Raw genomic sequence first — 23,865 nt, 5'->3', positions numbered from 1 at the left:
GATTTGTATCTTTATCATTGGATTTTTCATGGTGAATCCCATACGTCCCCTCACGTACGTGGAGAGGCAGTTTGTTGGTTCTCATTCAGATATAACAGAAAAACAAGAGATCATAAAAGTCTCACAAGCTACTACCACAAAATTAACTAAACTGGTGTCTAGCTATGATGAGGACAATAAATACATGGATATGGAAGTTTTTGAAGCAATTTGTATCGCAGATACAAATTGTAAAGAACCTCCGTCTTCACAGGTATCTGTAACTTACGTTAATGGTAGTTGGCAAACGCTATTAGAAGCTCAATTAGAAGCACTATATCTTAGTGAGGTGAGAAAAGAGCCTATTAGACTTGTGTATAATTCTGGAGTAGCCCCCCTTAGGTCTTGCCTGTGTTCTAGGAAATTAGAAGTAGAAGTAAATCACCCAGCTTGCATAGCAATACTAGAACATTTAAATCATTTTTTCTCCGATACTAGTAATGCTGGTAGACAGCATACTATTATTTTTTATTCTGATGGGGGAGCGATTGTCCAAAAGGTTTTGGATCAAACACCTTATGCTAGTAGAGTACAAGTTTGTGGTATTTCTCCTAGAGTTTATGTTAGGGGAGGAGGAAAAAATGTCCAGCATTATAGAGTATTCGGAGATATGCTCAGTCTTTTAGACTACTCTGGGTTTCTCACGACTAATGTTACTACTCTGCCTTATTCGTCATCCTGTGAAGGATTGTATTCACCATCTCTAAGATGTCCAAACTATAAGTGGGCTATATCCGGAATAGCTGAAACAGGGTGTAGTAGAACGACTTCTCATTTTAATCATACACTATCAGTTGTTGAACTAGGGGAAGGAAGAGATGTATTGGGTAAAGTTATAGCAATTCTAGAAAGAGGAGATACTTCCGCAGAGCAGGAAATAAATCCTGTCTCACAGACTAGGATTGACCTGATATCTAACTTAATATTTAGTGTATTTAGAATATTGGATTTGTCACAATTATTTTTCTCATTATCAGTAGTAGATCCCAGAGATAAACAAGTGCTTTTTCTTTTATTAACTACATATTCTTTGGGTGTTTGTCAGCAGTTGTTTATTTTATTCACTAATGTGATGGGACGTAGAGAAAGATATCGAACGGCACGTTTGGTCGCACATAGTTTGTCTCCTTTTATTACCGTAGTTATTCTAGTAGACTTAGCCAATTGCTACCGCAATTTATTTACTAATCTCCTAACTCATTCGCATCCTTTATTAACAGGTTTGTTTTTTTCTGCCTCGGGACTAGGGGGGAGTATTCTTGGTTTGGATATCTTTAAATATTTTTTACCTAAGTTACGTCATAGGGTACAGAGGGCGATACTTTCTAGTGCAGGAGGTGGAGAGTTAGCTACTAGAAGACTAGTTTTACGAGATAGGGAAAGACGTATGGGGGTCCAGGAATTGATAGGAGCTATCCATAGTATTTTCTTTTTCTCTATGTATACAGCTTTAAATGGTATAGGAATTCAATTACCCAGAGAGATTACAGGACATTGTAATGTAACAGATGTTTCCAACACCACTGATCACTGTAATCCTAATAATGCTACTTGGGGATCTTCTCTAGTTTCTAATCAAGTACATAATGCAACGTTAGCATGGCAAAATGGAGATGTACTTGTGATTACACAGATGATCAATCTATTTGTTGTTGCGGTCATCATGATGATCAATGTTGCTATTGTAATCAGACTGATACGTCGTATACGTCAAGGACGTTGAAAATAAGCTATATAGTTTATAAAAATTTTTTTAAAATGAATGGTCTTTGTGATTAAGGATAAGATTATGGAAGTGATTGTCGAAAGCGGTCCGACAATATTGCAAGAAATAGAGGTCAATATTTGGGACGAATTTCCTATTCGAGAACGGTCTTTGATTATTTTATCCCTCGTATTATTGCTATTGGGTGTAATTTATATATCAGTTGGGGTTGCTCTTTTTCAGGTTCCTTTGGCTGTTTTAGGACTCTGTTTGTATACCATTAGTATAGGTTTACTACTACGGTCTGTTATATTATATAATCGGTTTGCGTCTAATCTATTATTATACGGTAAAGCAGGTATAAGCTTAATAGAAAGAGAGTTGTTGCTTCATAGACAACTCTCCTCTTCGAGTGTTGCTTGAAATGATTCTAGGACTATTTAAGTGTTCATCCAATTTTTCCAACGTTTTTTAGGAGGTTGGTTGCTGGCAGGTGTTTGGGTATTCTCTTCAACTGCATTCTCTCCGTGCTGTCTCTTTGTAGCGGGAGTACTTTTTTTATGTTTGGTACTTGTTGCTCCTTTTTTACTTTTAGATGCTGATGCGCTAGTACCCGGTTGCTCTTGATCTATTGAACCTCTGTTCGAATCAGATGCTTTAGGAGTATTAATAGCTTGAAGAAGAGACATACTCCAAGGTGCTTGCCCTGCGGTTATTCTACTATTGAAAAAGTCACGAATTTTTGTGCGGCGTGATGATTCTGGAGTAAGTTTACTTCGATCTAAGTCGTCAGAAATACCTACGCGGTTGTGTTTTCTATATGAGAATTCTCCCAATAAAGTTTTACGGAATGTATCCGAGGCTTCTTTAATTTGTTGATTGTCTCGTTGAGAGAAGGAGACGGTCTCTTTACGTGAATATATTTGTTGGAAGCGCAATCCTCTTGCTGTAAGTATCATAACGAGCAATTTATGAAGAAATAAGTAGCTACATTTATAGATAGAACAGTCATTGTTTATTACTTCTTTATGGAAAATTGTTTGTTTGTGAGGACTTGCTAGAGCAGCTGCTAGTGTAAACATTGCATGTAGTGTCATTTTATGAGTTTCTCCAGCTGCAAGTAATTCTTCTCGTTTCCTGTGTGCATGAACAAAATAAGCTTTATTGAGAAATGCTTCTAAACGTTGGAAGCAAAAGGGTGAAATGTTATTACTTTTATCTACTATCCAGATATTTAAAGCAGTTTCAGGGTTTATTTTCGCAGGTGTTGATTTCCAAATATCTAAAATCAACGACAGGTGCTGTTCTTGTAATCCTGATGCCGTAAGAGAGTTTGTTAGTTTTATTAGTGAGTATGTAATCTCAAACCTACGGTCTATTATTTTTTCAGAGCACTTAGCTGCTATGGTATGTTTATCTTCTTCGCTAAGTTGGCAATGTTGTTTTGCAATCTTCGCAATAGAGATGTTTGCTTTAAGTATTGATAGAGATGTGCAAAGTGTTCCATGTGTTATAGACATTTCCTTGAAATATCTGGATAACGCCTCCATTTCGTTGGGAGAGGGTTCCCCGAAACAGCACGTCCAGCAATGACAGAATTCTACAAGAGGAGAATTTCCTCCAGAATGTACACAAGAATTAGGATGGCAAGACAAGCAGGAGGTGTTGCGTTTTAAACAGCAATCAGAACTTAGAGGAGTATTATCTTTAAGAAAGCTATTGATTTTTTTTGCTAGTTCAATAGCTTCCTCAGGAGATGGGGAAGTAATGGGGGTTTCCCTGTTTGCGTAGGGGCATGATGGATTGCCACACACTACAGGAGCTGGCTGCGGTATTATGGCATCAGAAATATTACTGCTTGGGCATGTCATATAGGCACCTGATTTTTAAAATAGTAATTATTTTTCGTTGTGTTTGTTTTCTGTTTATTAAATTGAAAGGATTTATATCCTTTAAAAACTTTCAGAACTTTTGCGCATTAAAATATTAAGTTCTCGTTCTAGGGGAGATAAGCTCAGAGTATTGATTATTTTAAGTCAGATAATAGACACTATCATGAAATAGCCTTATGTCTAATTCAAAGATCGAAAGGCTATTTAAAAGAGATTTATTCATTACTCTCTGTGCTACTAAGATTGCCGAGGACTATTCAGTTTTCCTTGTTGTTAATTGTTCCTCTTCTTTGATTCGCGAGCTGCTACTTTGGATAATATCTTCTAACAACTGATCTTCTGCATAGCTTCCACTAGGTAAAGGCCCTAATTGTCTCAAAATTTCATCAATCATTTGACTATGTTCTTTTGAGATTTCTGGAAGGTTTGTCTCTGTAACTTTCGTAGTTATAGTGGATTCTCGGGATAGTGTGGAGGAGAGCGAAGGAGTCTTAGAAGCTCTAATTAGGTCTTCACGTGCTTGTTTTGATGTAGAGGGTCTGTTTTCATCAGAAGATGTTTGTTCTTCTTCGGATAAGGAGCGTTTTCTTCTACTTAAAGGCTGAACTGTATTAGATGAAGGTGGTGGGGAATCGCATATCGTAAATGAGCTATAATAGTATGGTGTTGTTTCGTATTGTAAATTGCATATGTTTATAGGATCCCAAGGGCTTGTATTTTTGTACGGGACTCCTAGGAAATCTCGAATCACTGTTACACAGGAGCCGTCGTCGAGAAGATTTTGACTCCAGCCTAACAAATTTTTCCTAAAATTATTCTCGGCATGTACAATGGAACGGAACATGGGGTTCTTTGTAAAAGGATCAGGTTTGTTCATGTCTTCTTTGCTTTTTTTATTCCTTGCCGCAAGTACCATAATAATGAGTTTTGTGACCAGTGTTCCACTACACACAGGAATGGTTTCCGAAGAGTTTGGAGTTGGCAAACATGTTATAAATGCAGAAGAAGCTTCTGGATTATTAAGTATACAAGCTAAGGTACACATAACTTCTGTAGCATATATATGGGCGTCTCTAGGAATTATTCTTTTTATTTCCAGACCACGAACGAATTGTAGACACGAAATACTTCGGATATAGTGAACCAAGTGGTTAAAACAAAATGGCCTGACAGTACTGTCTCCAGACACCACCCATAAATTCAGTGCTAATTTAGCATCAATACTTTTAATACCAGAATTCCAAATGCCAAGTATAAGTTTTGTAGATTTGAGGTCGAGAGCTTCTGGTGTTGAGAGATTTTTTAATGATGCATGAATAAATTCTGAGATTGTCTGTTCCTTTTCTGCTTGTTTGCCTTTTGGTCTTGGAAGTACTTCGGGACATAGCATTGGATTCATACATTGTTTTTCGTAGGAAAGATGACGCGAAGTTTCTGTCGGATATTTAGGATCACCACCACTTAATATGATCGACATTGCTGTACAAGTGGCTCCGTGGATTTTCACGAGTCTTTGATAATGTCCTAGAAAGTATTTCAATTTTTCTTCCGGTCCACAGGAAAAATTACAATTCCAACAACGGCAGGTTGCAGATTCAGTATGTTGCGGAATTTGTACGGATTCTTGAATTTTTTGAGCCAGCTGCTTTACTTCTAGCATTGATATCTCTTGACTTCCCGGGTTGGAAGTTGGAACTGGTGAGCTGCTACGATTGCTTAAAGGAGATGCCATAGGTTACCTCTACAGTTTTCTAAAATGTTTAGAAATCAAATACGAGTGACGTACGTTTATGAAAGAATATGTAGACAGAGGATAGGAAGAGGAGGTGGTAACTGTGAACTTTGATAAGTCGGGTGTGAAGAAAGAGTAGCTAGGTAGAAAAGTTTTTTGTATTTAAAACATAAAGTGACGTCTGCTTTAGCATTTTAATTAAATCGCAATATATTAACAATCAGCTATTAGCGTATTCTCCTCCTTACAAACAAAAAATCTTATTGTCTAGAGTGAAAAGTAACATTTACTGGTTAGATTGTTAGTTCTATTTATTTGACTATGTCAGAAATAAAGAAATAGTTTTTGATTTTTTTTCGCACATCTTTTGGCAAATCAGTTAAGCTCAAATAGCATTAACTTGATAGTTCTATACAGTTATAGGAGAAGAGTGTGATACAGGCTATAATCAAGCATAAATACGTACAAATTTCAATATTCAGGGAAGTAGGAAAAATATTTTTGGGATCATGCTTGTTTACAATACTGGCCAAAATTACTGTACCCATTCCATTTTCACCTGTGCCCGTGACTTTGCAAACTTTAGCCATATATTATCTAGGAGTTGGTAGTTCTCCTACAGTTGCTATGGGATCAGTTGCTTTGTACCTTATTGAGGGTTGTTTCTTACCTGTGTTTTGTGGTTCTACTTATGGAGTCGGTGTATTTCTTGGCCCTACGGCAGGTTACCTGTTGTCTTTTCTTCCCGCGATATCTTTGATTTCTTATATTCGTTGTAGAACTAATTCTAATATTAAATTATTTTTCACCCTGAATATAGCAGCTAGTTTAATACTTTTGTGTGGGGCGTTTTGGTTAGAGTGTTATCTAGTTTATGTATCTCAAGGTACAGCCAGTATTACACGTGCAATTGTTTTGGGTGTCATTCCTTTCATCATGGGTGAAATATCGAAAATGTCTCTTGCTATCACTATGAAACACATGTTCTTTTCTCTCAAAAGCAGGATTTTTAAATAGTGTCGAGAGGTATTCCAATATATTAGAGAGAGATGTCTTCATTTGCTCTTTCTTAAACCATTGTTTGGTGTAAAAATAAATGTCTACGCTGTTATCGTTTTGTGATTCTGAAGAAAAATTTCTGACCCCATGATTATTTGTATCTCCAGGATATCTCTGACGACGTCTTTACGAAGTTGTTGTAGTTTTTCAACTATTTGGCTTTGCATACTTCTTGGAATGCCGAAGTAGCAAAAATAAGCGTCAACAGTTACGTGTTGATTCATTGAAGAAAGTTTGCAAGGAAGTAAAGTTTCTGGTGTACGATTGGATATTACATGGGCTTTTCTGTACTCATTCAAGAACTGCTTTGTCAGTGAATCTACGTGATCGCGACAACGAGAGCCTTCGATAAGCCAACAATTCGTCTTTTGTGCAACACTTATGAGCTGATCTAGTATTCCTAGGGCAGTTTTGTATTGTAGATGATCATGCACTACGCACTCACCAATACATTCTCCAGGTTTTAAAAAGTTGCAGTACTTGTTAAAGAGAATTTTTTGTGCAAGTATATTTTTATCTTGTTCTAGAGAATGACTGAGCGCTAAGATATTTGTAATTGAGTCTGAAAGAAGTTCTATAGATTGCTCTAATATTGCCTCTACAACTAATTCTCGATATTTTGTTTGATCTAGAGCCGGTGCTTTCTTTGGAAAAGAAAAAGTCATAAAGCCACAAAGAAAGATGAGTATCTTTTTGTTCATATAACTGTGTTTGTTACTAATGATCTATAGATAAGTTATCACATAACACTCTGATTGTCAGCATCCTGTTAAATCGATATGTATTGAATGAAAGAAATGTCAGACAGCATGTTTAGTAGATCATGGAACAACCATTCTCATTGTCAGGGAATAGACCTTAACAAAACGTATTGCCTCCCGGACCTACTCCCTGGGTGTGATTTTAATTGTCTTGACACTTTTGTTTTTTGATAACTGTGTCAAGGAAAATACTGGTTTTTTTAAGTGTTTTGATTGCCTGTATCATAAAACGAAGGTGCAGAGCTATTGTAAAAATACCAAAGACAATCATCATTAGACTAAGAATTCCTAAGATAAATTCCATATCCGTTCCATTTTAATTTGATAGGATTTGTATTTTGGAGAGATTAGATTATCTTTTCTTAAAAAGAAAAGGTTTAAATTTGTTTTAACAGATGAAAAAACAAAACCCCGAAACAAAAAGCTATAAAGAAAATTGGGGCAGACAGGATTTGAACCTGTGACCTACGGGTTATGAGTCCGCAGCTCTAACCGCTGAGCTACTGCCCCAGGAATTGATGAAGATCATCTTAACATATTGGAATCTGACAAGCAAGCGATATCGACTATCTAATTGTATCTTAGTTAATAAACAGAAGATAATTATTACGAGGGGAGATCAAGATGTCAAATACCGTACGGCAATTTGTTTCATTCGCATGTATATAGAATCTCCTCCGTTAACTCGACCAATAGATAGATATTGGCTTAGTTTTTCAAAGAATATCGGTTTACATGTCAGAATAGTTTCTGGGTGCTCTCCAGAATATACTTGAGAAAAAAGATGCGCTATACCAGACGAAATCAAGGCTTCAGTATAGGTGAAAAAGAAGAGTCGACCATCGCAATAAATTTCATACAAATACAAATCGCTTTGACAACCTGGTACTAGAGTGTCTTGCGAAACTTTGTTTCTGTCAAAATTTGATTTATCAGAGCCGAAAGACATTAAAGTATTGTACAAGACATCTTTATTAAACTTTTTAGGAAACAAAAGTTGAATAATTTTATCTTGTTTCTCTAAACATCCCGAATTCTGTAATGGACATACTGTAGGTTCCAAAAGCTACCCCTCAACTACCCGGTTGGGCTCTTCATTTAATTGAACTAATACTTGTGATAGCGCAAGGATACTCTGATTTACGGAGGATAATGACAGATTGGGATCAGTGAAGTGCAAAGTATGTTCCGCATTTGGGTGATGGGTATCAAACATGTATGGTAAGGGATGATTCATATTCAATTCGATTGATTGCACTTCTTCTGCAAAAGTATCATCGTTTTGTCGGGAGACAATAGCAGCGATTTGTTGTTGAAGGATGAGTTGATGCTTGATTATTTGGTATTGATTGATGGCATTTTTTATTTTCAAAACTTTCTTATTGAAAGCTTTGGTATCTGAAACATAACCAAGGTTATTGCCTAGTCGTATGCCATACGTGGTCATGATGCTAATTTGATTTCCTATGCATGCCCCGATCATAAATCCTACGCCTTCGGGAATTGCATAAATTAGAGAAGATATCGATGCAATAATTGTAGCTAGAAGAAATTGGCGTGTGCCATTTGGATCTAGTTGTAGTAAACCATAGTTGATCAAATTCCACAAGCTATTGATATTATTATACTTGTTGTCCCGATCTAAAACATTTGCTGTAAATATTCCAAAGACAACACCAGCTCCTAACCCAATGCCTAGCCAGATAGTTAGGGTAAGAGCAACAGTGTAGTGGCAGGCTAGAATCAAAGACCACGCTAGAACATACAAGAGAATGTATTTCCAATTGTTTCTCAGAAATAAACTAATTTTTTCAGCCGTTGCAAGAATGCGGTCCTGGCATGTTTTAGGCGTAGGATAATAAGGAGAAATGTTTAAAGGAGATAGTGGAGGAAGCTGAGAAATAGCTAACCCATTAACCTGTCCTAACGGTGAATTCACAAGAGCATTCGAACTTGGTGACCTCGATTCAACAGACTCTTCACTCGGATTATCCGAATTGTCAGAACTTAAGTGCCGAGAAGAGGAGAGTAGAGAAGAAGTTACGGGATTGAATGATATCGTCATTTAATCTTCACAGAGAATTAAACGACCTCATAATAGAACAAATCTCCCTTAGTTGTAAACATGGCAAAATCATTGATGTGTTCCGTTGTCGAGATTTAGAAATAGCTAGAACTATTTATTTCTAAATCTGTTTATCAAGTTTTTATTTTCACAATACACCACGCTTACGTAACTGTTTTCCTAGCGTCTAGAATAAGCTAAGGTATTTGGTCTAGGTTATTGCTTACTTGTTCGTAGCGATTCAGGTGTCAGACGGGGTGCGATGGGGATAAAATAAAGGGTGATACTCGAATACTACAGTCTTCTGGGCAAGAACACTTCTAGATTCTCTAGCTATGCAATGAATTTTTAACTTATCCATCGATTCTCAGAAATTCATTGTCAATAATAAGCTCATCTATGAAAGGCGTTTGACTTTTTCTAAACGCCGAATATAATTTCGGTGCGTTTTATGGAATAGGGCAAGCTTGAAAGTGCCTATTCTTTAATTGACACCAAATCTGCGCGTCAGGCCGGTCTGAATTTTGGATGCCTTTGGCCGAAGGGTTTTGTTTTAAGGATAGTTTATTACATGGCAAAAAAAGAAGATACTATCGTGCTAGAAGGTAAGGTTGAAGAACTCCTTCCTGGGATGCATTTCAAAGTGTTATTAGAAAATGGCATGCCAGTCACAGCACACTTGTGCGGGAAAATGCGTATGAGTAATATCCGCTTGCTTGTTGGAGATCGTGTTACTGTCGAAATGTCCGCTTATGATCTAACGAAAGCAAGGGTTGTCTACAGACATCGTTAACTGTTTTCTATTGATGTTTTAAAATAAGTGACATAGACTAGGCGATTTTCTGAGCCATTGTAAAGCACAAAACACGCCCAGATAGCTCAGTGGTAGAGCACTTGCATGGTAAGCAAGCGGTCGTAGGTTCAATTCCTATTCTGGGCAGAAGGAATAGTTTGAGTAGAAACTAATTTTTAATTTGAGGATTCTGAGATGTCAAAAGAAACTTTTGAGCGTACTAAGCCCCACATCAACATAGGGACTATTGGGCACGTTGACCACGGTAAAACTACGCTAACTGCTGCGATTACACGAGCGCTATCTGGTGATGGTTTGGCTGATTTCCGTGATTATAGTACGATTGATAATACCCCTGAAGAAAAAGCTCGGGGAATCACTATTAATGCATCTCACGTTGAATATGAAACTGCTAATAGGCATTACGCTCACGTAGATTGCCCTGGTCACGCTGACTACGTTAAGAATATGATTACCGGTGCCGCTCAAATGGACGGGGCTATTCTCGTTGTTTCTGCTACAGATGGAGCTATGCCTCAAACTAAGGAGCATATTCTTTTGGCGCGTCAGGTTGGTGTTCCTTATATTGTTGTTTTCCTTAACAAGATTGATATGATTTCAGCCGAAGATGCAGAGTTGGTTGATTTGGTCGAAATGGAGTTGTCCGAGTTGCTTGAAGAAAAGGGATATAAAGGGTGTCCAATTATTCGTGGCTCTGCTTTGAAAGCTTTGGAGGGTGATGCTAGCTATATCGAGAAAATTCGAGAGTTAATGCAAGCTGTAGATGATAATATTCCTACTCCAGAAAGAGAAATTGATAAGCCTTTCTTAATGCCTATAGAAGACGTGTTCTCTATTTCTGGTCGTGGAACTGTGGTTACTGGGCGTATCGAGCGTGGAATTGTAAAAGTTTCTGACAAAGTTCAAATTGTTGGCTTAAGAGATACTCAAGAAACTATCGTTACTGGGGTAGAGATGTTCAGGAAAGAACTTCCTGAAGGTCGCGCAGGAGAAAACGTAGGCTTGCTTCTTCGTGGTATTGGTAAGAATGACGTTGAACGTGGAATGGTTGTGTGCCAGCCCAACAGCGTAAAACCACATACTCAGTTTAAATGTGCTGTTTATGTTCTGCAAAAAGAAGAAGGTGGAAGACATAAACCTTTCTTCACTGGATATAGGCCTCAGTTCTTCTTTAGAACCACCGATGTTACAGGTGTTGTGACTCTTCCAGAGGGGGTTGAAATGGTCATGCCTGGTGATAACGTAGAGTTTGAAGTGCAGTTGATTAGCCCCGTTGCTCTAGAAGAGGGAATGAGATTTGCTATCCGTGAAGGTGGCAGAACGATTGGCGCTGGAACAATTTCCAAGATCATTGCCTAATTTGTGGTTGTAAGCATGGTAAAGATGTATCTTCACCGTGCTTTTGGGTGTGTAGCTTAGCTGGTAGAGCAGTGGCCTCCAAAGCCGCCGGTCGGGGGTTCGATTCCCTCCGCACTCGTGTAGAGTTAATTTTTGATCTAGAAATCTGCTTATGAAACAACGTAATCGCCAAGAGACTCTCTCTAAAAAAGTAGCCGCAGCTAAGAAGCAGGCAAAGTTAGCTGGAAGCTTTCTGGACGAAATTAAAAAGATAGAATGGGTCAGTAAGCGTGATCTGAAAAGATACGTTAAGATTGTGCTTATGAGTATTTTTGGTTTGGGTTTTTCAGTTTATTGCATAGACCTTGTGTTTCGTAAGTTGCTCACATTTGTGGGCAGTATAACAAGATTTTTGTTTGGTTAGTTGCATGTTTAAATGGTATGTCGTTCAAGTTTTTACGGCTCAAGAAAAGAAAGTAAAAAAAGCTTTAGAGGATTTTAAAGCTTCTTCTGGGATGACAGATCTGATAAAGGAGATCGTCCTTCCTATAGAAAATGTAATGGAAGTAAAAAAAGGTGAACATAAGGTTGTAGAAAAGTACATATGGCCCGGTTATCTTTTGGTTAAGATGCATCTAACAGATGATTCTTGGTTATATGTAAAGAACACCCCAGGGGTTGTCGAATTTTTGGGTGGAGGAGTTCCTTTAGCCTTGTCCGAGGATGAAGTAAATAATATTTTGGCGGATATCGAAGAGAAGAAATCAGGTGTTGTTCAAAAGCACAAATTTGAAGTCGGTTCGCAAGTCAAAATTAACGATGGCGTTTTTGTGAATTTTATTGGAGTGGTTTCAGAAGTGTTCCATGATAAAGGACGTCTTAGTGTCATGGTCTCTATCTTTGGTAGAGAGACTCGGGTTGATGATTTGGAGTTTTGGCAAGTAGAGGAAGTCGTTCCAGGACAAGAAAGTGAGTAAGAATTAACAAAATCTATGTATTCTTATTCCCTATCTTCTTATAATTTTAGTTTTTCGTTTCTTTCCCTCTGATATTAGAGGAGCGTCAAGAGTAGAGTAAGGTTTAGTATGTCGAACAAGAAAGTAATCAAGATAATTAAACTGCAAATTCCTGGTGGTAAAGCGAATCCAGCTCCCCCTATTGGGCCTGCTTTGGGTGCTGCGGGTGTGAATATCATGGGATTCTGTAAAGAGTTTAATGCGGCGACACAAGATCGTCCAGGAGACTTGTTGCCTGTAGTGATTACTGTATATTCGGATAAAACTTTTACTTTTATAACTAAACAGCCTCCTGTTTCCTCCTTAATCAAGAAGACTCTCAATTTGGAGTCTGGGTCAAAGATTCCTAATAGGAATAAGGTGGGGAGATTAACCCAAGAGCAAGTTACTGCGATTGCTGAACAAAAGATGAAGGATATGGATGTTCTTCTTCTTGATTCCGCTAAGCGCATGGTGGAAGGAACAGCCCGAAGCATGGGCATAGATGTGGAGTAAATTGTTAATAGGGCTGCATAATTATGACAAAACATGGAAAACGTATACGGGGCATCTTAAGGACTTATGATTTTTCTAAGTCGTATTCTTTAGGAGAAGCTATTGATATTCTAAAGCAATGTCCTACTGTGCGCTTTGATCAGACCGTTGATGTCTCTATTAAGTTGGGTATTGATCCTAAAAAGAGTGACCAGCAGATTCGTGGATCTGTTTTTTTGCCTAATGGCACAGGAAAAACTTTGAAAATTCTTGTGTTTGCTGCTGGTGAAAAAGCAAAGGAAGCTGTTGAGTCTGGTGCTGACTTTGTTGGTGCTAACGATCTGGTTGAAAAGATTAAGGGTGGCTGGTTGGAATTTGATGTTGCTGTTGCCACTCCGGACATGATGCGTGAAGTGGGGAAATTAGGAAAAGTTTTAGGGCCTAGAAATCTTATGCCTACGCCTAAAGCTGGTACTGTAACTACAGATGTTGCTAAGGCTGTTTCTGAGTTGCGAAAGGGCAAGATTGAGTTTAAATCTGATCGTGCAGGCGTGTGCAACGCTGGCGTTGGCAAGTTGTCTTTTGATGGTGTTCAAATTAAAGAGAATATAGAGGCTTTGTGTTCTGCTTTAATTAAGGCAAAGCCTCCTGCGGCGAAGGGGCAATATTTAGTGTCTTTTACTGTCTCTTCAACTATGGGGCCAGGCATTTCTGTTGATACTAGAGAATTAATGGCGTCTTAATCTGGGAGGGAAAATGAAAGAAGAAAAGAAATTACTTCTTCAAGAGGTAGAAGAGAAAATTTCCGCATCCCAGGGGTTTATTCTGTTAAGATATCTTGGGTTCACGGCAGTGCATGCTAGAGAGTTTCGCAATTCGCTCTCTGGGGTTTGCGCGGAATTTGAAGTGTTAAAAAAGAGAATATTTTTTAAGGCTGCGGAAGCTGCTGGTTTTGAAGTTAATGGCTCGGATATGGAGGGGCATTTAGGTGTGGTTTTTGCCTATGATGATCCTGTTTCCGCGGCAAAACGAGTTTTAGATTTTAATAAACAACATAGTGATTCTTTAGTTTTTCTTGCAGGGCGGATTGATAACGCATCTCTGTCAGGTAAAGAAGTGGAAGCTGTTGCTAAATTACCATCTGTTAAAGAGCTTAGACAGCAAATTGTTAGCTTGTTGGCTGCTCCTATGTCTCAGGTTGTTGGAGTTATGCATTCAGCTCTTTCTGGGGTTATTTTGTGTATTGACCAGAAAGCAGAAAAAAACAAGGAATAATGTTAGAATTCTCAAATTAAGCAAAGGGTGACAAAAGTGACAACAGAAAGTTTGGAAGCTTTAGTAGAGCAATTGAGTGGCTTAACAGTACTTCAATTAGCTGAATTGAAAAAAATGTTGGAAGAAAAGTGGGATGTTACTGCTGCTGCTCCCGTAGTTGCTGTTGCTGGCGGAGTTGCTGCTGGCGGAGAAGCTCCTGCTGCTGCCGAATCTACAGAATTCGCTGTAGTTTTGGAAGATGTTCCGGCAGATAAAAAAATCAGCGTTCTCAAGGTAGTTAGAGAAGTTACTGGGTTAGCTTTGAAGGAAGCTAAAGAGATGACCGAAGGCTTGCCTAAGACTATTAAGGAAAAAACTTCCAAGTCTGATGCTGAAGAGACAGTAAAGAAATTACAAGAAGCTGGTGCCAAAGCTGTCGCTAAAGGCTTGTAGTTTTGGGAAAAGAAAAATCGTTTAGGTTTTTCTTTTCATGTTTTTACTTGTGAAATCATAATGCTCCCTTTTACAGGCATACGTAGGCTTGTTTTAGGGAAGTTTTTTAGCATCTAAATAGTCTAGGAGAAGCTCGCATGTTCAAATGCCCTGAGCGGGTCAGCGTCAAAAAAAAAGAAGATATTTTAGATCTTCCTAATCTTATTGAAGTTCAAATTAAGTCATATAAGCAGTTCCTCCAGATCGGAAAGCTTGCAGAAGAGCGTGATAATATCGGCTTAGAGGAAGTTTTTAGAGAGATTTTCCCCATAAAGTCTTATAATGAAGCTACTGTCTTAGAGTATTTGTCTTATAATTTGGGCGTACCTAAGTACTCTCCGGAAGAGTGTATTCGTCGTGGTATTACCTATAGTGTTACGCTTAAGGTTCGGTTTCGTTTAACAGACGAGACGGGAATTAAGGAGGAAGAAGTCTATATGGGCACTATTCCTATCATGACAGACAAGGGTACCTTCATTATTAATGGTGCTGAGAGGGTTATTGTTTCTCAAGTCCACCGTTCTCCTGGGATTAATTTTGAACAAGAAAAGCACTCCAAAGGCAATATTCTATTTTCGTTTAGAATTATTCCTTACAGGGGAAGCTGGTTAGAAGCTGTCTTTGATATTAATGACTTAATTTATATTCATATTGATAGAAAGAAACGTCGCAGAAAAATTTTGGCGATGACCTTTATCAGAGCTCTTGGTTATTCTTCTGATGCAGACATTATAGAAGAGTTCTTCCAAATCGAAGAAAGATCGCTGAAGAGCGAGAAAGATTTTACCTTCTTTGTTGGTAAAATATTGGCTGATAATGTTATTGACGACTCCTCTTCTCTGGTTTATGGAAAAGCTGGAGAAAAACTCAGCACAGCTATGTTAAAACGCATGCTCGATGCAGGTATCCCCGTCTTAAAGATTGCTACTGACGCAGATGAAAATCACCCTATCATCAAAATGTTGGCTAAGGATCCTACAGATTCTTACGAGGCAGCTTTAAAAGATTTCTATAGAAGATTGCGTCCTGGAGAGCCTGCAACGTTGGCTAACGCTCGTTCGACGATCATGCGTCTGTTCTTCGATCCTAAACGCTATAACTTAGGACGTGTAGGACGTTATAAATTGAATCGTAAGTTAGGGTTCTCTATGGATGAGGCGACCCTGTCTCAAGTCACTTTGAGAAAAGAAGATGTGATTGGAGCGTTGAAGTACTTAATTCGTTTGAAGATGGGTGATGAGAAGGCTTCTGTAGATGATATTGATCACTTAGCCAATCGTCGTGTTCGTTCAGTCGGTGAACTAATCCAAAATCAGTGTCGATCCGGTTTGGCTCGTATGGAGAAGATTGTTCGCGAAAGAATGAACCTCTTCGATTTTTCTTCGGATACTCTTACTCCTGGAAAAATTATTTCAGCCAAAGGATTAGCTAGTGTTCTCAAAGATTTCTTTGGGCGCTCTCAGCTCTCTCAGTTTATGGATCAGACGAATCCGGTTGCTGAGTTAACTCATAAAAGGCGTTTATCCGCTTTGGGGCCCGGAGGATTGAATAGAGAGCGTGCTGGTTTTGAAGTGCGAGACGTTCATGCAAGTCATTACGGACGTATATGTCCAATTGAAACACCAGAAGGACCGAATATTGGCTTGATTACGTCTTTATCTGCCTTTGCCAAAATTAATGAGTTTGGGTTTATTGAGACACCTTATCGTGTTGTTAAAGACGGTGTAGTCACAGATGAAATTGAGTACATGACTGCTGATGTTGAAGAAGAGTGTGTTATTGCTCAGGCTTCAGCAAATCTAGATGAGTATAATATGTTTACTGATCCGGTTTGTTGGGCTCGGTATAAGGGAGAGGCTTTTGAGGCAGATACCTCCACTGTTACGCATATGGACGTGTCTCCTAAACAGTTAGTGTCAATTGTAACTGGATTAATTCCATTTTTAGAGCATGATGATGCAAACCGTGCTTTAATGGGATCAAACATGCAACGTCAGGCTGTTCCTTTGCTGAAAACGGAGGCTCCTGTTGTGGGTACCGGATTAGAAGGTCGTGCCGCTAAGGATTCAGGCGCCATTATTGTGGCAGAAGAAGATGGCAAAGTAGAGTACGTAGACGGTTATAAGGTGGTTATCTCTGCGAAACACAACCCGACTATTAAACGTACATACCAATTGAAAAAGTTTTTAAGATCCAATTCTGGTACATGTATTAACCAACGTCCTTTATGTTCTGTAGGAGATAATGTCGTAAAGGGAGATGTTATTGCTGATGGGCCTGCGACAGACCGTGGAGAGCTTGCATTAGGCAAGAACGTGCTTGTTGCTTTCATGCCTTGGTATGGATATAACTTTGAAGATGCTATTATCATTTCTGAAAAGCTTATCAAGCAAGATGCTTATACCTCTATCTATATAGAAGAGTTTGAACTAACTGCTCGTGATACTAAGTTAGGAAAAGAAGAGATTACCCGAGATATTCCTAACGTTTCGGAAGAAGTCTTAGCTAATTTGGGTGAGGACGGAATTATTCGCATCGGTGCGGAAGTTAAACCTGGAGATATCCTAGTCGGTAAAATTACACCAAAATCAGAAACTGAGCTGGCCCCAGAAGAGCGTCTATTACGAGCTATTTTTGGTGAGAAAGCTGCTGATGTCAAAGATGCTTCTTTAACAGTGCCTCCGGGGACTGAAGGCGTCGTGATGGATGTCAAGGTATTTAGTAGAAAGGATAGATTATCTAAGAGTGATGATGAGCTTGTCGAAGAAGCTGTCCATTTGAAAGATTTACAGAAAGATTATAAAAATCAAGTTGCTGAGCTTAAAATTGAATATCGCGAAAAGTTGGGTGCGCTTCTTCTTAATGAAAAGGCTCCTGCTTCAATTATTCATAGGCGTACTGCTGATATCTTAGTCCAGGAAGGAACAGTATTTGAGCAAGAGACTATAGAGCTCCTTGAACAAGAGTCTTTAGTTGATTTGCTCATGCCTCCTTGCGAGATGTATGACGTCTTAAAAACTCTCTTGTCAGATTATGAGACTGCTTTACAACGTTTAGAAGTCAACTATAGGACTGAAGTAGAACATATTCGTGAAGGTGATGCTGATTTAGATCACGGTGTAATACGTCAAGTGAAGGTTTATGTAGCTTCTAAGAGGAAGTTACAGGTTGGAGATAAAATGGCAGGGCGTCATGGGAATAAAGGAGTAGTATCTAAGATTGTTCCTGAAGCTGATATGCCATATCTAGCGAATGGCGAGACAGTACAAATGATTCTTAACCCTCTTGGGGTGCCATCCAGGATGAATTTGGGTCAGGTACTAGAAACTCACTTGGGTTATGCTGCAAAGACTGCGGGTATTTACGTAAAGACGCCAGTATTCGAGGGTTTCCCTGAGTCTCGTATTTGGGATATGATGATCGAACAAGGATTGCCAGCAGATGGCAAATCGTTCTTGTATGATGGTAAGACTGGAGAGAGATTCGATAACAAAGTAGTAATTGGCTACATCTATATGTTGAAATTGAGCCACTTGATTGCTGATAAGATTCACGCTCGCTCTATTGGGCCATATTCGCTTGTGACCCAACAGCCTCTTGGAGGTAAAGCTCAAATGGGTGGACAGAGATTTGGAGAAATGGAAGTTTGGGCTTTAGAGGCTTACGGTGTGGCTCATATGCTGCAGGAGATTCTCACAGTTAAATCCGATGACGTTTCCGGAAGAACAAAGATTTATGAATCTATTGTTAAGGGAGAAAATCTGCTTAAATCGGGAACTCCTGAATCATTTAATGTTCTGATTAAAGAAATGCAAGGGTTGGGACTTGATGTTCGGCCTATGGTAGTAGATGCTTAAAAAATCACTTGTTGGAGAAAAATACTAATGTTTGGAGAAGGTTCTCGAGACAATGCTACTCTTCCAAAAGAGGGGCTATTTGATAAGTTAGAAATTGGAATTGCCTCAGATGTTACTATTCGAGACAAGTGGTCTTGTGGGGAGATTAAGAAACCAGAAACAATAAACTATCGTACCTTTAAGCCTGAAAAGGGTGGTTTATTTTGCGAGAAGATTTTTGGTCCAACTAAGGATTGGGAGTGTTGTTGCGGTAAGTATAAGAAAATCAAGCATAAAGGTATTGTTTGTGATCGATGTGGGGTCGAGGTAACTCTATCTAAAGTCCGCAGAGAACGAATGGCGCATATTGAATTGGCTGTGCCTATCGTTCACATCTGGTTTTCTAAGACAACACCTTCTCGTATCGGCAACGTCTTAGGCATGACTGCTTCAGATTTGGAGCGTGTTATTTATTATGAAGAGTATGTTGTTATTGACCCAGGGAAAACAGATTTAAATAAAAAACAATTGCTGAATGATGCTCAGTATCGTGAAGTTATTGAAAAATGGGGTAAGGATGCTTTTGTTGCCAAAATGGGTGGCGAAGCTATTTACGATCTGCTCAAATCTGAAGACTTACAAACTTTGTTAAAAGAACTAAAGGATCGTTTACGTAAGACAAAGTCACAGCAAGCTCGTATGAAATTAGCGAAACGCTTAAAAATCATCGAGGGATTTGTTTCTTCTTCGAATCATCCTGAGTGGATGGTGCTAAAAAATGTTCCTGTCGTTCCTCCTGATCTTCGTCCTCTCGTGCCATTAGACGGTGGTAGATTTGCTACTTCGGATTTAAATGACCTGTATCGTCGAGTAATTAACAGAAATAATCGTCTTAAAGCAATTCTCAGATTGAAGACACCTGAGGTAATCGTGCGCAATGAGAAGCGTATGTTACAGGAAGCTGTGGATGCTTTATTTGATAACGGTCGTCACGGCCATCCTGTTATGGGTGCAGGTAATCGTCCTTTAAAATCTCTTTCCGAAATGTTGAAAGGTAAGAACGGACGTTTTCGTCAGAATTTATTGGGTAAACGTGTTGACTATTCTGGTCGTTCTGTAATTATTGTGGGACCTGAGCTTAAGTTCAATCAGTGTGGATTGCCCAAAGAAATGGCGTTGGAGTTATTTGAGCCCTTTATCATCAAACGACTAAAAGATCAGGGTAGTGTCTACACTATTCGTTCTGCTAAGAAGATGATCCAACGTGGGGCGCCAGAGGTTTGGGATGTTTTAGAAGAAATTATTAAAGGGCATCCTGTCTTACTCAACCGGGCTCCTACTTTACATCGCTTGGGTATTCAGGCTTTTGAGCCGGTCCTTATCGAAGGTAAAGCAATTCGGGTTCATCCTTTAGTTTGTGCCGCGTTTAACGCTGACTTCGATGGAGACCAAATGGCAGTACACGTTCCGCTATCCATAGAAGCACAGTTAGAAGCTAAGGTCTTGATGATGGCTCCCGATAATATTTTCTTGCCGTCTTCAGGTAAACCCGTTGCTATACCATCTAAGGATATGACTTTGGGACTTTATTATCTAATGGCCGATCCTACGTATCTGCCAGAAGAACACGGCAAGAAGACGAAAGTTTTCAAAGACGTTACTGAAGTCATGCGAGCACTAAATGCCGGTGGTTTTATAGATGAGCAACTTGATAATCGTCGTGATGAGACCGGTCGCGGTATTCATATACACGAAAAGATTAAAGTGCGTATTGATGGACAGATTATTGAAACAACTCCGGGGCGTGTTTTATTCAACAGAATCGTACCTAAGGAATTAGGATTCCAAAACTACAGTATGCCAAGTAAAAGGATAAGCGAGCTGATTTTGCAGTGCTACAAGAAAGTAGGATTGGAAGCAACGGTCCGTTTCTTAGACGATCTGAAAGATCTAGGCTTCATTCAAGCAACTAAGGCTGCTATTTCTATGGGATTGCGAGATGTGCGTATTCCAGAGATTAAGAGTGAAATTTTGAAGGATGCCTATGATAAAGTTGCTGTCGTGAGACAACAGTACGAGGATGGTATTATCACAGATGGAGAGAGACACTCTAAGACAATTAGTATCTGGACGGAAGTTTCTGATCAATTGTCAGATGCTCTTTACGTAGAAATCAGCAAGCAAACTAATAGTAAGCATAATCCGCTGTTCTTGATGATTGATTCCGGTGCTCGAGGTAACAAGTCTCAGTTAAAACAGCTTGGTGCATTGCGTGGTCTAATGGCGAAGCCGAACGGAGCAATTATTGAATCTCCAATCACTTCTAACTTCCGTGAAGGGCTAACAGTTCTTGAATATTCAATTTCTTCTCACGGAGCTAGAAAGGGTTTAGCGGATACCGCATTGAAAACTGCTGATTCTGGTTATTTAACAAGACGACTTGTTGATGTTGCCCAAGATGTTATTGTAACGGAGAAAGATTGTGGCACTCTCAATCATATTGAGATTTCTGCAGTTCGTCAGGGATCTGAAGAGTTACTTCCGTTAAAAGATCGTATCTATGGAAGAACTGTTGCGGAAGATATTTATCAACCTGGCGATAAGAGCAAGCTTTTGGCCAAAAACGGGGATGTTTTAACCTCAATTCAAGCAGAAGCTATTGATGATGCCGGTATCGAAAGTATCAAAATCCGTTCTACTTTGACTTGTGAAAGCAGACGTGGTGTTTGCGCAAAGTGCTATGGTTTGAACCTAGCTAATGGTCGGTTGATTGGATTGGGAGAGGCTGTAGGCATTATTGCAGCACAGTCAATTGGAGAACCTGGAACTCAGCTGACAATGAGAACTTTCCACTTGGGAGGTATTGCTGCAACATCTTCTACACCTGAGATCGTCACAAGTAGTGATGGAGTCTTAGTTTATATGGATCTACGTGTCGTTGTCGGGCAGGATGGTAATAACCTTGTTTTGAATAAAAAAGGTGCTCTTCACATAGTCCGCGACGAGGGTAGAAGCTTAGAAGAATATAAGAAACTTTTAAATACTAAGTCGATTGAAAGTTTGGAAACTTTCCCTGTTGAATTAGGCGTGAAGATTCTAGTCGCTGACGGTGAAAAGGTTCAGACTGGTCAAAGAATTGCAGAAGTTGAGTTACATAACATTCCTATTATCTGTGATAAACCTGGTTATGTGAAGTATGAAGATTTAGTTGAGGGAGTCTCTACTGAGAAGGTGATCAATAAGAATACAGGTCTTGTTGAGCTGATTGTGAAGCAGCATCGTGGAGAGTTACATCCTCAGATTGCGATCTATGACGATTCAGAGTTAACTGAGCTCGTCGGTACTTATGCTATTCCTTCTGGGGCGATTATCTCTGTTGAAGAAGGACAAAGGGTTGATCCAGGAATGTTATTAGCAAGACTGCCAAGAGGAGCTATTAAAACCAAGGATATTACTGGTGGTTTGCCTCGTGTTGCTGAGTTAGTGGAAGCTCGTAAGCCTGAGGATGCTGCTGATATTGCGAAAATTGACGGTGTTGTTGATTTCAAAGGTATTCAAAAAAATAAGCGTATTCTTGTTGTGCGTGATGAAATAACAGGCATGGAAGAAGAACACTTAATTCCTTTGACTAAACATTTAATTGTCCAACGTGGAGACAGTGTTGTCAAAGGTCAGCAGTTGACTGATGGTTTGGTAGTTCCCCATGAGATTTTAGAAATTTGCGGTGTTCGTGAATTGCAGAAATACTTGGTGAATGAGGTTCAAGAGGTATATCGTCTGCAAGGCGTAGATATCAATGATAAACATATTGAGATCATTGTTCGTCAAATGTTGCAGAAGGTACGCATTACTGATCCGGGTGACACAACTTTCTTGTTTGGTGAAGATGTAAATAAAAAAGAGTTCTATGAAGAGAATAGACGTACTGAAGAAGATGGAGGTAAACCGGCTCAAGCTGTTCCTGTGCTTCTTGGTATCACTAAAGCTTCTTTAGGTACAGAATCCTTTATTTCAGCGGCATCCTTCCAAGATACGACTCGCGTGCTTACCGATGCAGCATGTAGCAGTAAGACCGACTATCTACTAGGATTTAAAGAAAATGTTATTATGGGACATATGATACCCGGAGGCACTGGTTTTGATACGCATAAGCGTATTAAACAGTACTTAGAAAGAGAGCAAGAGGACCTCAAATTTGACTTTATTAGTGAAACCGAATGCGCTTGTTAAAGTCATAACGAGTAAAATGGGGGTTGTCTTTGGTGATAACCTCCTTGATGGTAATCTTTTTTTTTGCTAGCCTCACTGAAAGACGAATAGTGATAACAAGGTGCTTATGTCTAGCCAGTTTGATCAATTGAAACTATCGAGTGTTATTGTTTGTGATACAGGAGATCCAGAGCTGGTTAAGGCCTCGGATTCTCAAGATGCAACTACAAATCCGTCACTTATTCTCCGAGTTGCCCAGGAGCCTAAATACCAAGATTTATTAAGCGAGGCTATTGGTTGGGGGATTCGCCAGAATGGTGATGACGTTCAGACCCTCGCTTTTGTTTTAGATAAAATTCAAGTAAATTTTGGATTAGAAATTTTAAAACAGATTCCCGGTCGTGTTTCGTTAGAAATTGATGCAAGGTTGTCGTTCAATGTTGAAGCCATGGTTCAACGAGGTGTCTTCTTATCACAATTGTTTGAAGCTATGGGTGGAGATAAGAAGCGTCTTTTAGTCAAAGTCCCAGCAACCTGGGAAGGTATTCGTGCTGTAGAATTATTGGAAAGCCGTGGAATTGCTTGTAATGTAACGCTTGTTTTTAATTTAGTACAAGCTGTTGCTGCTGCTGCGTCAAAGGCAACGCTAATATCGCCTTTTGTTGGTAGAATTTATGATTGGTGGATAGCTGCTTATGGTTCTAATGGCTATTCTATTGATTCCGATCCTGGAGTAATATCCGTAAAAAATATTTACGCTTATTACAAAAAGTTCGGTATCCCAACGCAAATTATGGCGGCTTCTTTTAGAACTAAGGAGCAGGTCTGTGCTTTGGCAGGATGTGATTTTTTGACAATTTCGCCTAAATTGCTAGATGAGTTAAAAAACACCCAGGGAGAGGTAAAAAGACAGCTTTCTGTAGAAGATGCTAAGAATCTGGATATTCAACCTATTCAACTTTCTGAGAGTAGCTTTAGATTCTTAATGAATGAAGATGCTATGGCTACCGAAAAATTAGCAGAAGGTATCCGCTTGTTCTCAGCAGACACTCAAATTCTTGAAGCTGCAGTTACTGAGCTTATTAAGCAAATAGCTACACAAGATGCTTAATTGATAATGATAGTCGTTTACTGTGGATGAGGTCGTTTGTGCCTACACAGTTAAAGATTTTTTTGGCT

Annotated in this window: 19 protein-coding genes and 3 tRNA genes; 16 read left to right on the top strand and 6 right to left on the bottom strand. The window is 39.1% G+C overall.

All coding sequences use genetic code 11. From position 1 onward, the window contains the following. Positions 1–28: 28 nt before the first annotated feature. Together H359_RS03695 and H359_RS03690 are read left to right on the top strand one after the other, a co-directional pair. Complete coding sequence (locus tag H359_RS03695; protein WP_020370413.1) at positions 29–1,762, top strand: DUF687 family protein; 1,734 nt, start codon at positions 29–31, stop codon at positions 1,760–1,762. Positions 1,763–1,828: 66 nt separating this feature from the next. Further along, positions 1,829–2,167 carry a hypothetical protein gene (locus H359_RS03690; RefSeq protein ID WP_021119619.1) on the top strand — a complete coding sequence of 113 codons (339 nt, stop codon included), beginning with the start codon at positions 1,829–1,831 and terminating at the stop codon, positions 2,165–2,167. Between the two features lie 17 nt (positions 2,168–2,184). Here the strand turns inward: H359_RS03690 and H359_RS03685 are convergent, their stop codons facing one another. Together H359_RS03685 and H359_RS03680 are read right to left on the bottom strand one after the other, a co-directional pair. Continuing rightward, positions 2,185–3,615: a hypothetical protein gene (locus H359_RS03685; protein WP_020370412.1), complete on the bottom strand. Its 1,431-nt coding sequence runs from the start codon at positions 3,613–3,615 to the stop codon at positions 2,185–2,187. A gap of 274 nt (positions 3,616–3,889) precedes the next feature. Then, positions 3,890–5,368: a hypothetical protein gene (locus H359_RS03680; RefSeq protein ID WP_020370411.1), complete on the bottom strand. Its 1,479-nt coding sequence runs from the start codon at positions 5,366–5,368 to the stop codon at positions 3,890–3,892. Positions 5,369–5,800: 432 nt separating this feature from the next. On the opposite strand from H359_RS03680, the gene H359_RS03675 reads away from it, so the two are divergent. Continuing rightward, positions 5,801–6,385 carry a biotin transporter BioY gene (locus H359_RS03675; RefSeq protein WP_020370410.1) on the top strand — a complete coding sequence of 195 codons (585 nt, stop codon included), beginning with the start codon at positions 5,801–5,803 and terminating at the stop codon, positions 6,383–6,385. Between the two features lie 83 nt (positions 6,386–6,468). Here the strand turns inward: H359_RS03675 and H359_RS03670 are convergent, their stop codons facing one another. The 4 genes from H359_RS03670 to H359_RS03655 form a co-directional block, all read right to left on the bottom strand. Further along, positions 6,469–7,092, bottom strand: coding sequence for a hypothetical protein (locus H359_RS03670; protein ID WP_035392175.1), 624 nt, complete (start codon positions 7,090–7,092; stop codon positions 6,469–6,471). A 533-nt stretch (positions 7,093–7,625) separates the two neighbouring features. After that, positions 7,626–7,698: transfer RNA gene (locus tag H359_RS03665), tRNA-Ile, on the bottom strand. Positions 7,699–7,807: 109 nt separating this feature from the next. Beyond that, positions 7,808–8,251, bottom strand: coding sequence for a SufE family protein (locus H359_RS03660; RefSeq protein ID WP_020370407.1), 444 nt, complete (start codon positions 8,249–8,251; stop codon positions 7,808–7,810). A gap of 3 nt (positions 8,252–8,254) precedes the next feature. Continuing rightward, positions 8,255–9,253 (bottom strand): hypothetical protein, encoded by a 999-nt coding sequence (locus tag H359_RS03655; protein ID WP_020370406.1) that lies wholly within the window; start codon positions 9,251–9,253, stop codon positions 8,255–8,257. Between the two features lie 571 nt (positions 9,254–9,824). Between H359_RS03655 and infA the strand changes: the two genes are divergently transcribed. The 13 genes from infA (at position 9,825) to tal (ending at position 23,797) form a co-directional block, all read left to right on the top strand. Continuing rightward, complete coding sequence (gene infA, locus H359_RS03650; RefSeq protein ID WP_020370403.1) at positions 9,825–10,046, top strand: translation initiation factor IF-1; 222 nt, start codon at positions 9,825–9,827, stop codon at positions 10,044–10,046. A 75-nt stretch (positions 10,047–10,121) separates the two neighbouring features. Continuing rightward, positions 10,122–10,193 (top strand) — tRNA-Thr (locus H359_RS03645). Between the two features lie 48 nt (positions 10,194–10,241). Continuing rightward, entirely contained in the window at positions 10,242–11,426 is a 1,185-nt protein-coding gene (tuf, locus tag H359_RS03640; RefSeq protein WP_020370402.1) for an elongation factor Tu, read from the top strand. Between the two features lie 45 nt (positions 11,427–11,471). Further along, positions 11,472–11,544 (top strand) — tRNA-Trp (locus H359_RS03635). A gap of 33 nt (positions 11,545–11,577) precedes the next feature. Continuing rightward, positions 11,578–11,829, top strand: coding sequence for a preprotein translocase subunit SecE (gene secE / locus H359_RS03630; protein ID WP_020370401.1), 252 nt, complete (start codon positions 11,578–11,580; stop codon positions 11,827–11,829). 4 nt (positions 11,830–11,833) lie between these two features. Further along, on the top strand, positions 11,834–12,382 hold the full coding sequence (nusG, locus tag H359_RS03625; RefSeq protein ID WP_020370400.1) for a transcription termination/antitermination protein NusG: 549 nt from the start codon (positions 11,834–11,836) through the stop codon (positions 12,380–12,382). A gap of 108 nt (positions 12,383–12,490) precedes the next feature. Continuing rightward, complete coding sequence (gene rplK, locus H359_RS03620) at positions 12,491–12,916, top strand: 50S ribosomal protein L11 (RefSeq protein WP_020370399.1); 426 nt, start codon at positions 12,491–12,493, stop codon at positions 12,914–12,916. Between the two features lie 23 nt (positions 12,917–12,939). Continuing rightward, the gene (gene rplA, locus H359_RS03615; RefSeq protein ID WP_020370398.1) at positions 12,940–13,638 is read left to right on the top strand and encodes a 50S ribosomal protein L1; all 699 of its coding nucleotides are present in this window, start codon (positions 12,940–12,942) and stop codon (positions 13,636–13,638) included. A 13-nt stretch (positions 13,639–13,651) separates the two neighbouring features. Beyond that, a complete protein-coding gene (rplJ, locus tag H359_RS03610) occupies positions 13,652–14,170 on the top strand; it encodes a 50S ribosomal protein L10 (RefSeq protein ID WP_020370397.1) in 519 nt (172 codons plus the stop codon). A 36-nt stretch (positions 14,171–14,206) separates the two neighbouring features. Continuing rightward, a complete protein-coding gene (gene rplL, locus H359_RS03605; protein WP_020370396.1) occupies positions 14,207–14,602 on the top strand; it encodes a 50S ribosomal protein L7/L12 in 396 nt (131 codons plus the stop codon). Positions 14,603–14,739: 137 nt separating this feature from the next. Next, positions 14,740–18,498 carry a DNA-directed RNA polymerase subunit beta gene (gene rpoB / locus H359_RS03600; RefSeq protein WP_020370395.1) on the top strand — a complete coding sequence of 1,253 codons (3,759 nt, stop codon included), beginning with the start codon at positions 14,740–14,742 and terminating at the stop codon, positions 18,496–18,498. 27 nt (positions 18,499–18,525) lie between these two features. Then, positions 18,526–22,707, top strand: a complete 4,182-nt coding sequence (gene rpoC, locus H359_RS03595) for a DNA-directed RNA polymerase subunit beta' (protein ID WP_020370394.1) — start codon at positions 18,526–18,528, stop codon at positions 22,705–22,707. 106 nt (positions 22,708–22,813) lie between these two features. Continuing rightward, positions 22,814–23,797: a transaldolase gene (tal, locus tag H359_RS03590; RefSeq protein ID WP_020370393.1), complete on the top strand. Its 984-nt coding sequence runs from the start codon at positions 22,814–22,816 to the stop codon at positions 23,795–23,797. Positions 23,798–23,865 lie beyond the last annotated feature (68 nt).

Source organism: Chlamydia ibidis 10-1398/6 (assembly GCF_000454725.1).
GTDB classification, from domain to species: domain Bacteria; phylum Chlamydiota; class Chlamydiia; order Chlamydiales; family Chlamydiaceae; genus Chlamydia; species Chlamydia ibidis.
The sequence above is the reverse complement of the archived record's forward strand: the minus strand, read 5'-3'. Positions and strand labels throughout refer to the sequence as shown.

What these genes read in the sequence shown, in the direction of transcription:
- H359_RS03695 (WP_020370413.1), top strand. Translation starts at nt 29, where the DNA reads ATGGTGAATCCCATACGTCCCCTCACGTACGTGGAGAGGCAGTTTGTT.
- H359_RS03690 (WP_021119619.1), top strand. Translation starts at nt 1,829, where the DNA reads ATGGAAGTGATTGTCGAAAGCGGTCCGACAATATTGCAAGAAATAGAG.
- H359_RS03685 (WP_020370412.1), bottom strand. Translation starts at nt 3,615, where the DNA reads ATGACATGCCCAAGCAGTAATATTTCTGATGCCATAATACCGCAGCCA.
- H359_RS03680 (WP_020370411.1), bottom strand. Translation starts at nt 5,368, where the DNA reads ATGGCATCTCCTTTAAGCAATCGTAGCAGCTCACCAGTTCCAACTTCC.
- H359_RS03670 (WP_035392175.1), bottom strand. Translation starts at nt 7,092, where the DNA reads ATGACTTTTTCTTTTCCAAAGAAAGCACCGGCTCTAGATCAAACAAAA.
- H359_RS03655 (WP_020370406.1), bottom strand. Translation starts at nt 9,253, where the DNA reads ATGACGATATCATTCAATCCCGTAACTTCTTCTCTACTCTCCTCTTCT.
- infA (WP_020370403.1), top strand. Translation starts at nt 9,825, where the DNA reads ATGGCAAAAAAAGAAGATACTATCGTGCTAGAAGGTAAGGTTGAAGAA.
- tuf (WP_020370402.1), top strand. Translation starts at nt 10,242, where the DNA reads ATGTCAAAAGAAACTTTTGAGCGTACTAAGCCCCACATCAACATAGGG.
- secE (WP_020370401.1), top strand. Translation starts at nt 11,578, where the DNA reads ATGAAACAACGTAATCGCCAAGAGACTCTCTCTAAAAAAGTAGCCGCA.
- nusG (WP_020370400.1), top strand. Translation starts at nt 11,834, where the DNA reads ATGTTTAAATGGTATGTCGTTCAAGTTTTTACGGCTCAAGAAAAGAAA.
- rplK (WP_020370399.1), top strand. Translation starts at nt 12,491, where the DNA reads ATGTCGAACAAGAAAGTAATCAAGATAATTAAACTGCAAATTCCTGGT.
- rplA (WP_020370398.1), top strand. Translation starts at nt 12,940, where the DNA reads ATGACAAAACATGGAAAACGTATACGGGGCATCTTAAGGACTTATGAT.
- rplJ (WP_020370397.1), top strand. Translation starts at nt 13,652, where the DNA reads ATGAAAGAAGAAAAGAAATTACTTCTTCAAGAGGTAGAAGAGAAAATT.
- rpoB (WP_020370395.1), top strand. Translation starts at nt 14,740, where the DNA reads ATGTTCAAATGCCCTGAGCGGGTCAGCGTCAAAAAAAAAGAAGATATT.
- rpoC (WP_020370394.1), top strand. Translation starts at nt 18,526, where the DNA reads ATGTTTGGAGAAGGTTCTCGAGACAATGCTACTCTTCCAAAAGAGGGG.
- tal (WP_020370393.1), top strand. Translation starts at nt 22,814, where the DNA reads ATGTCTAGCCAGTTTGATCAATTGAAACTATCGAGTGTTATTGTTTGT.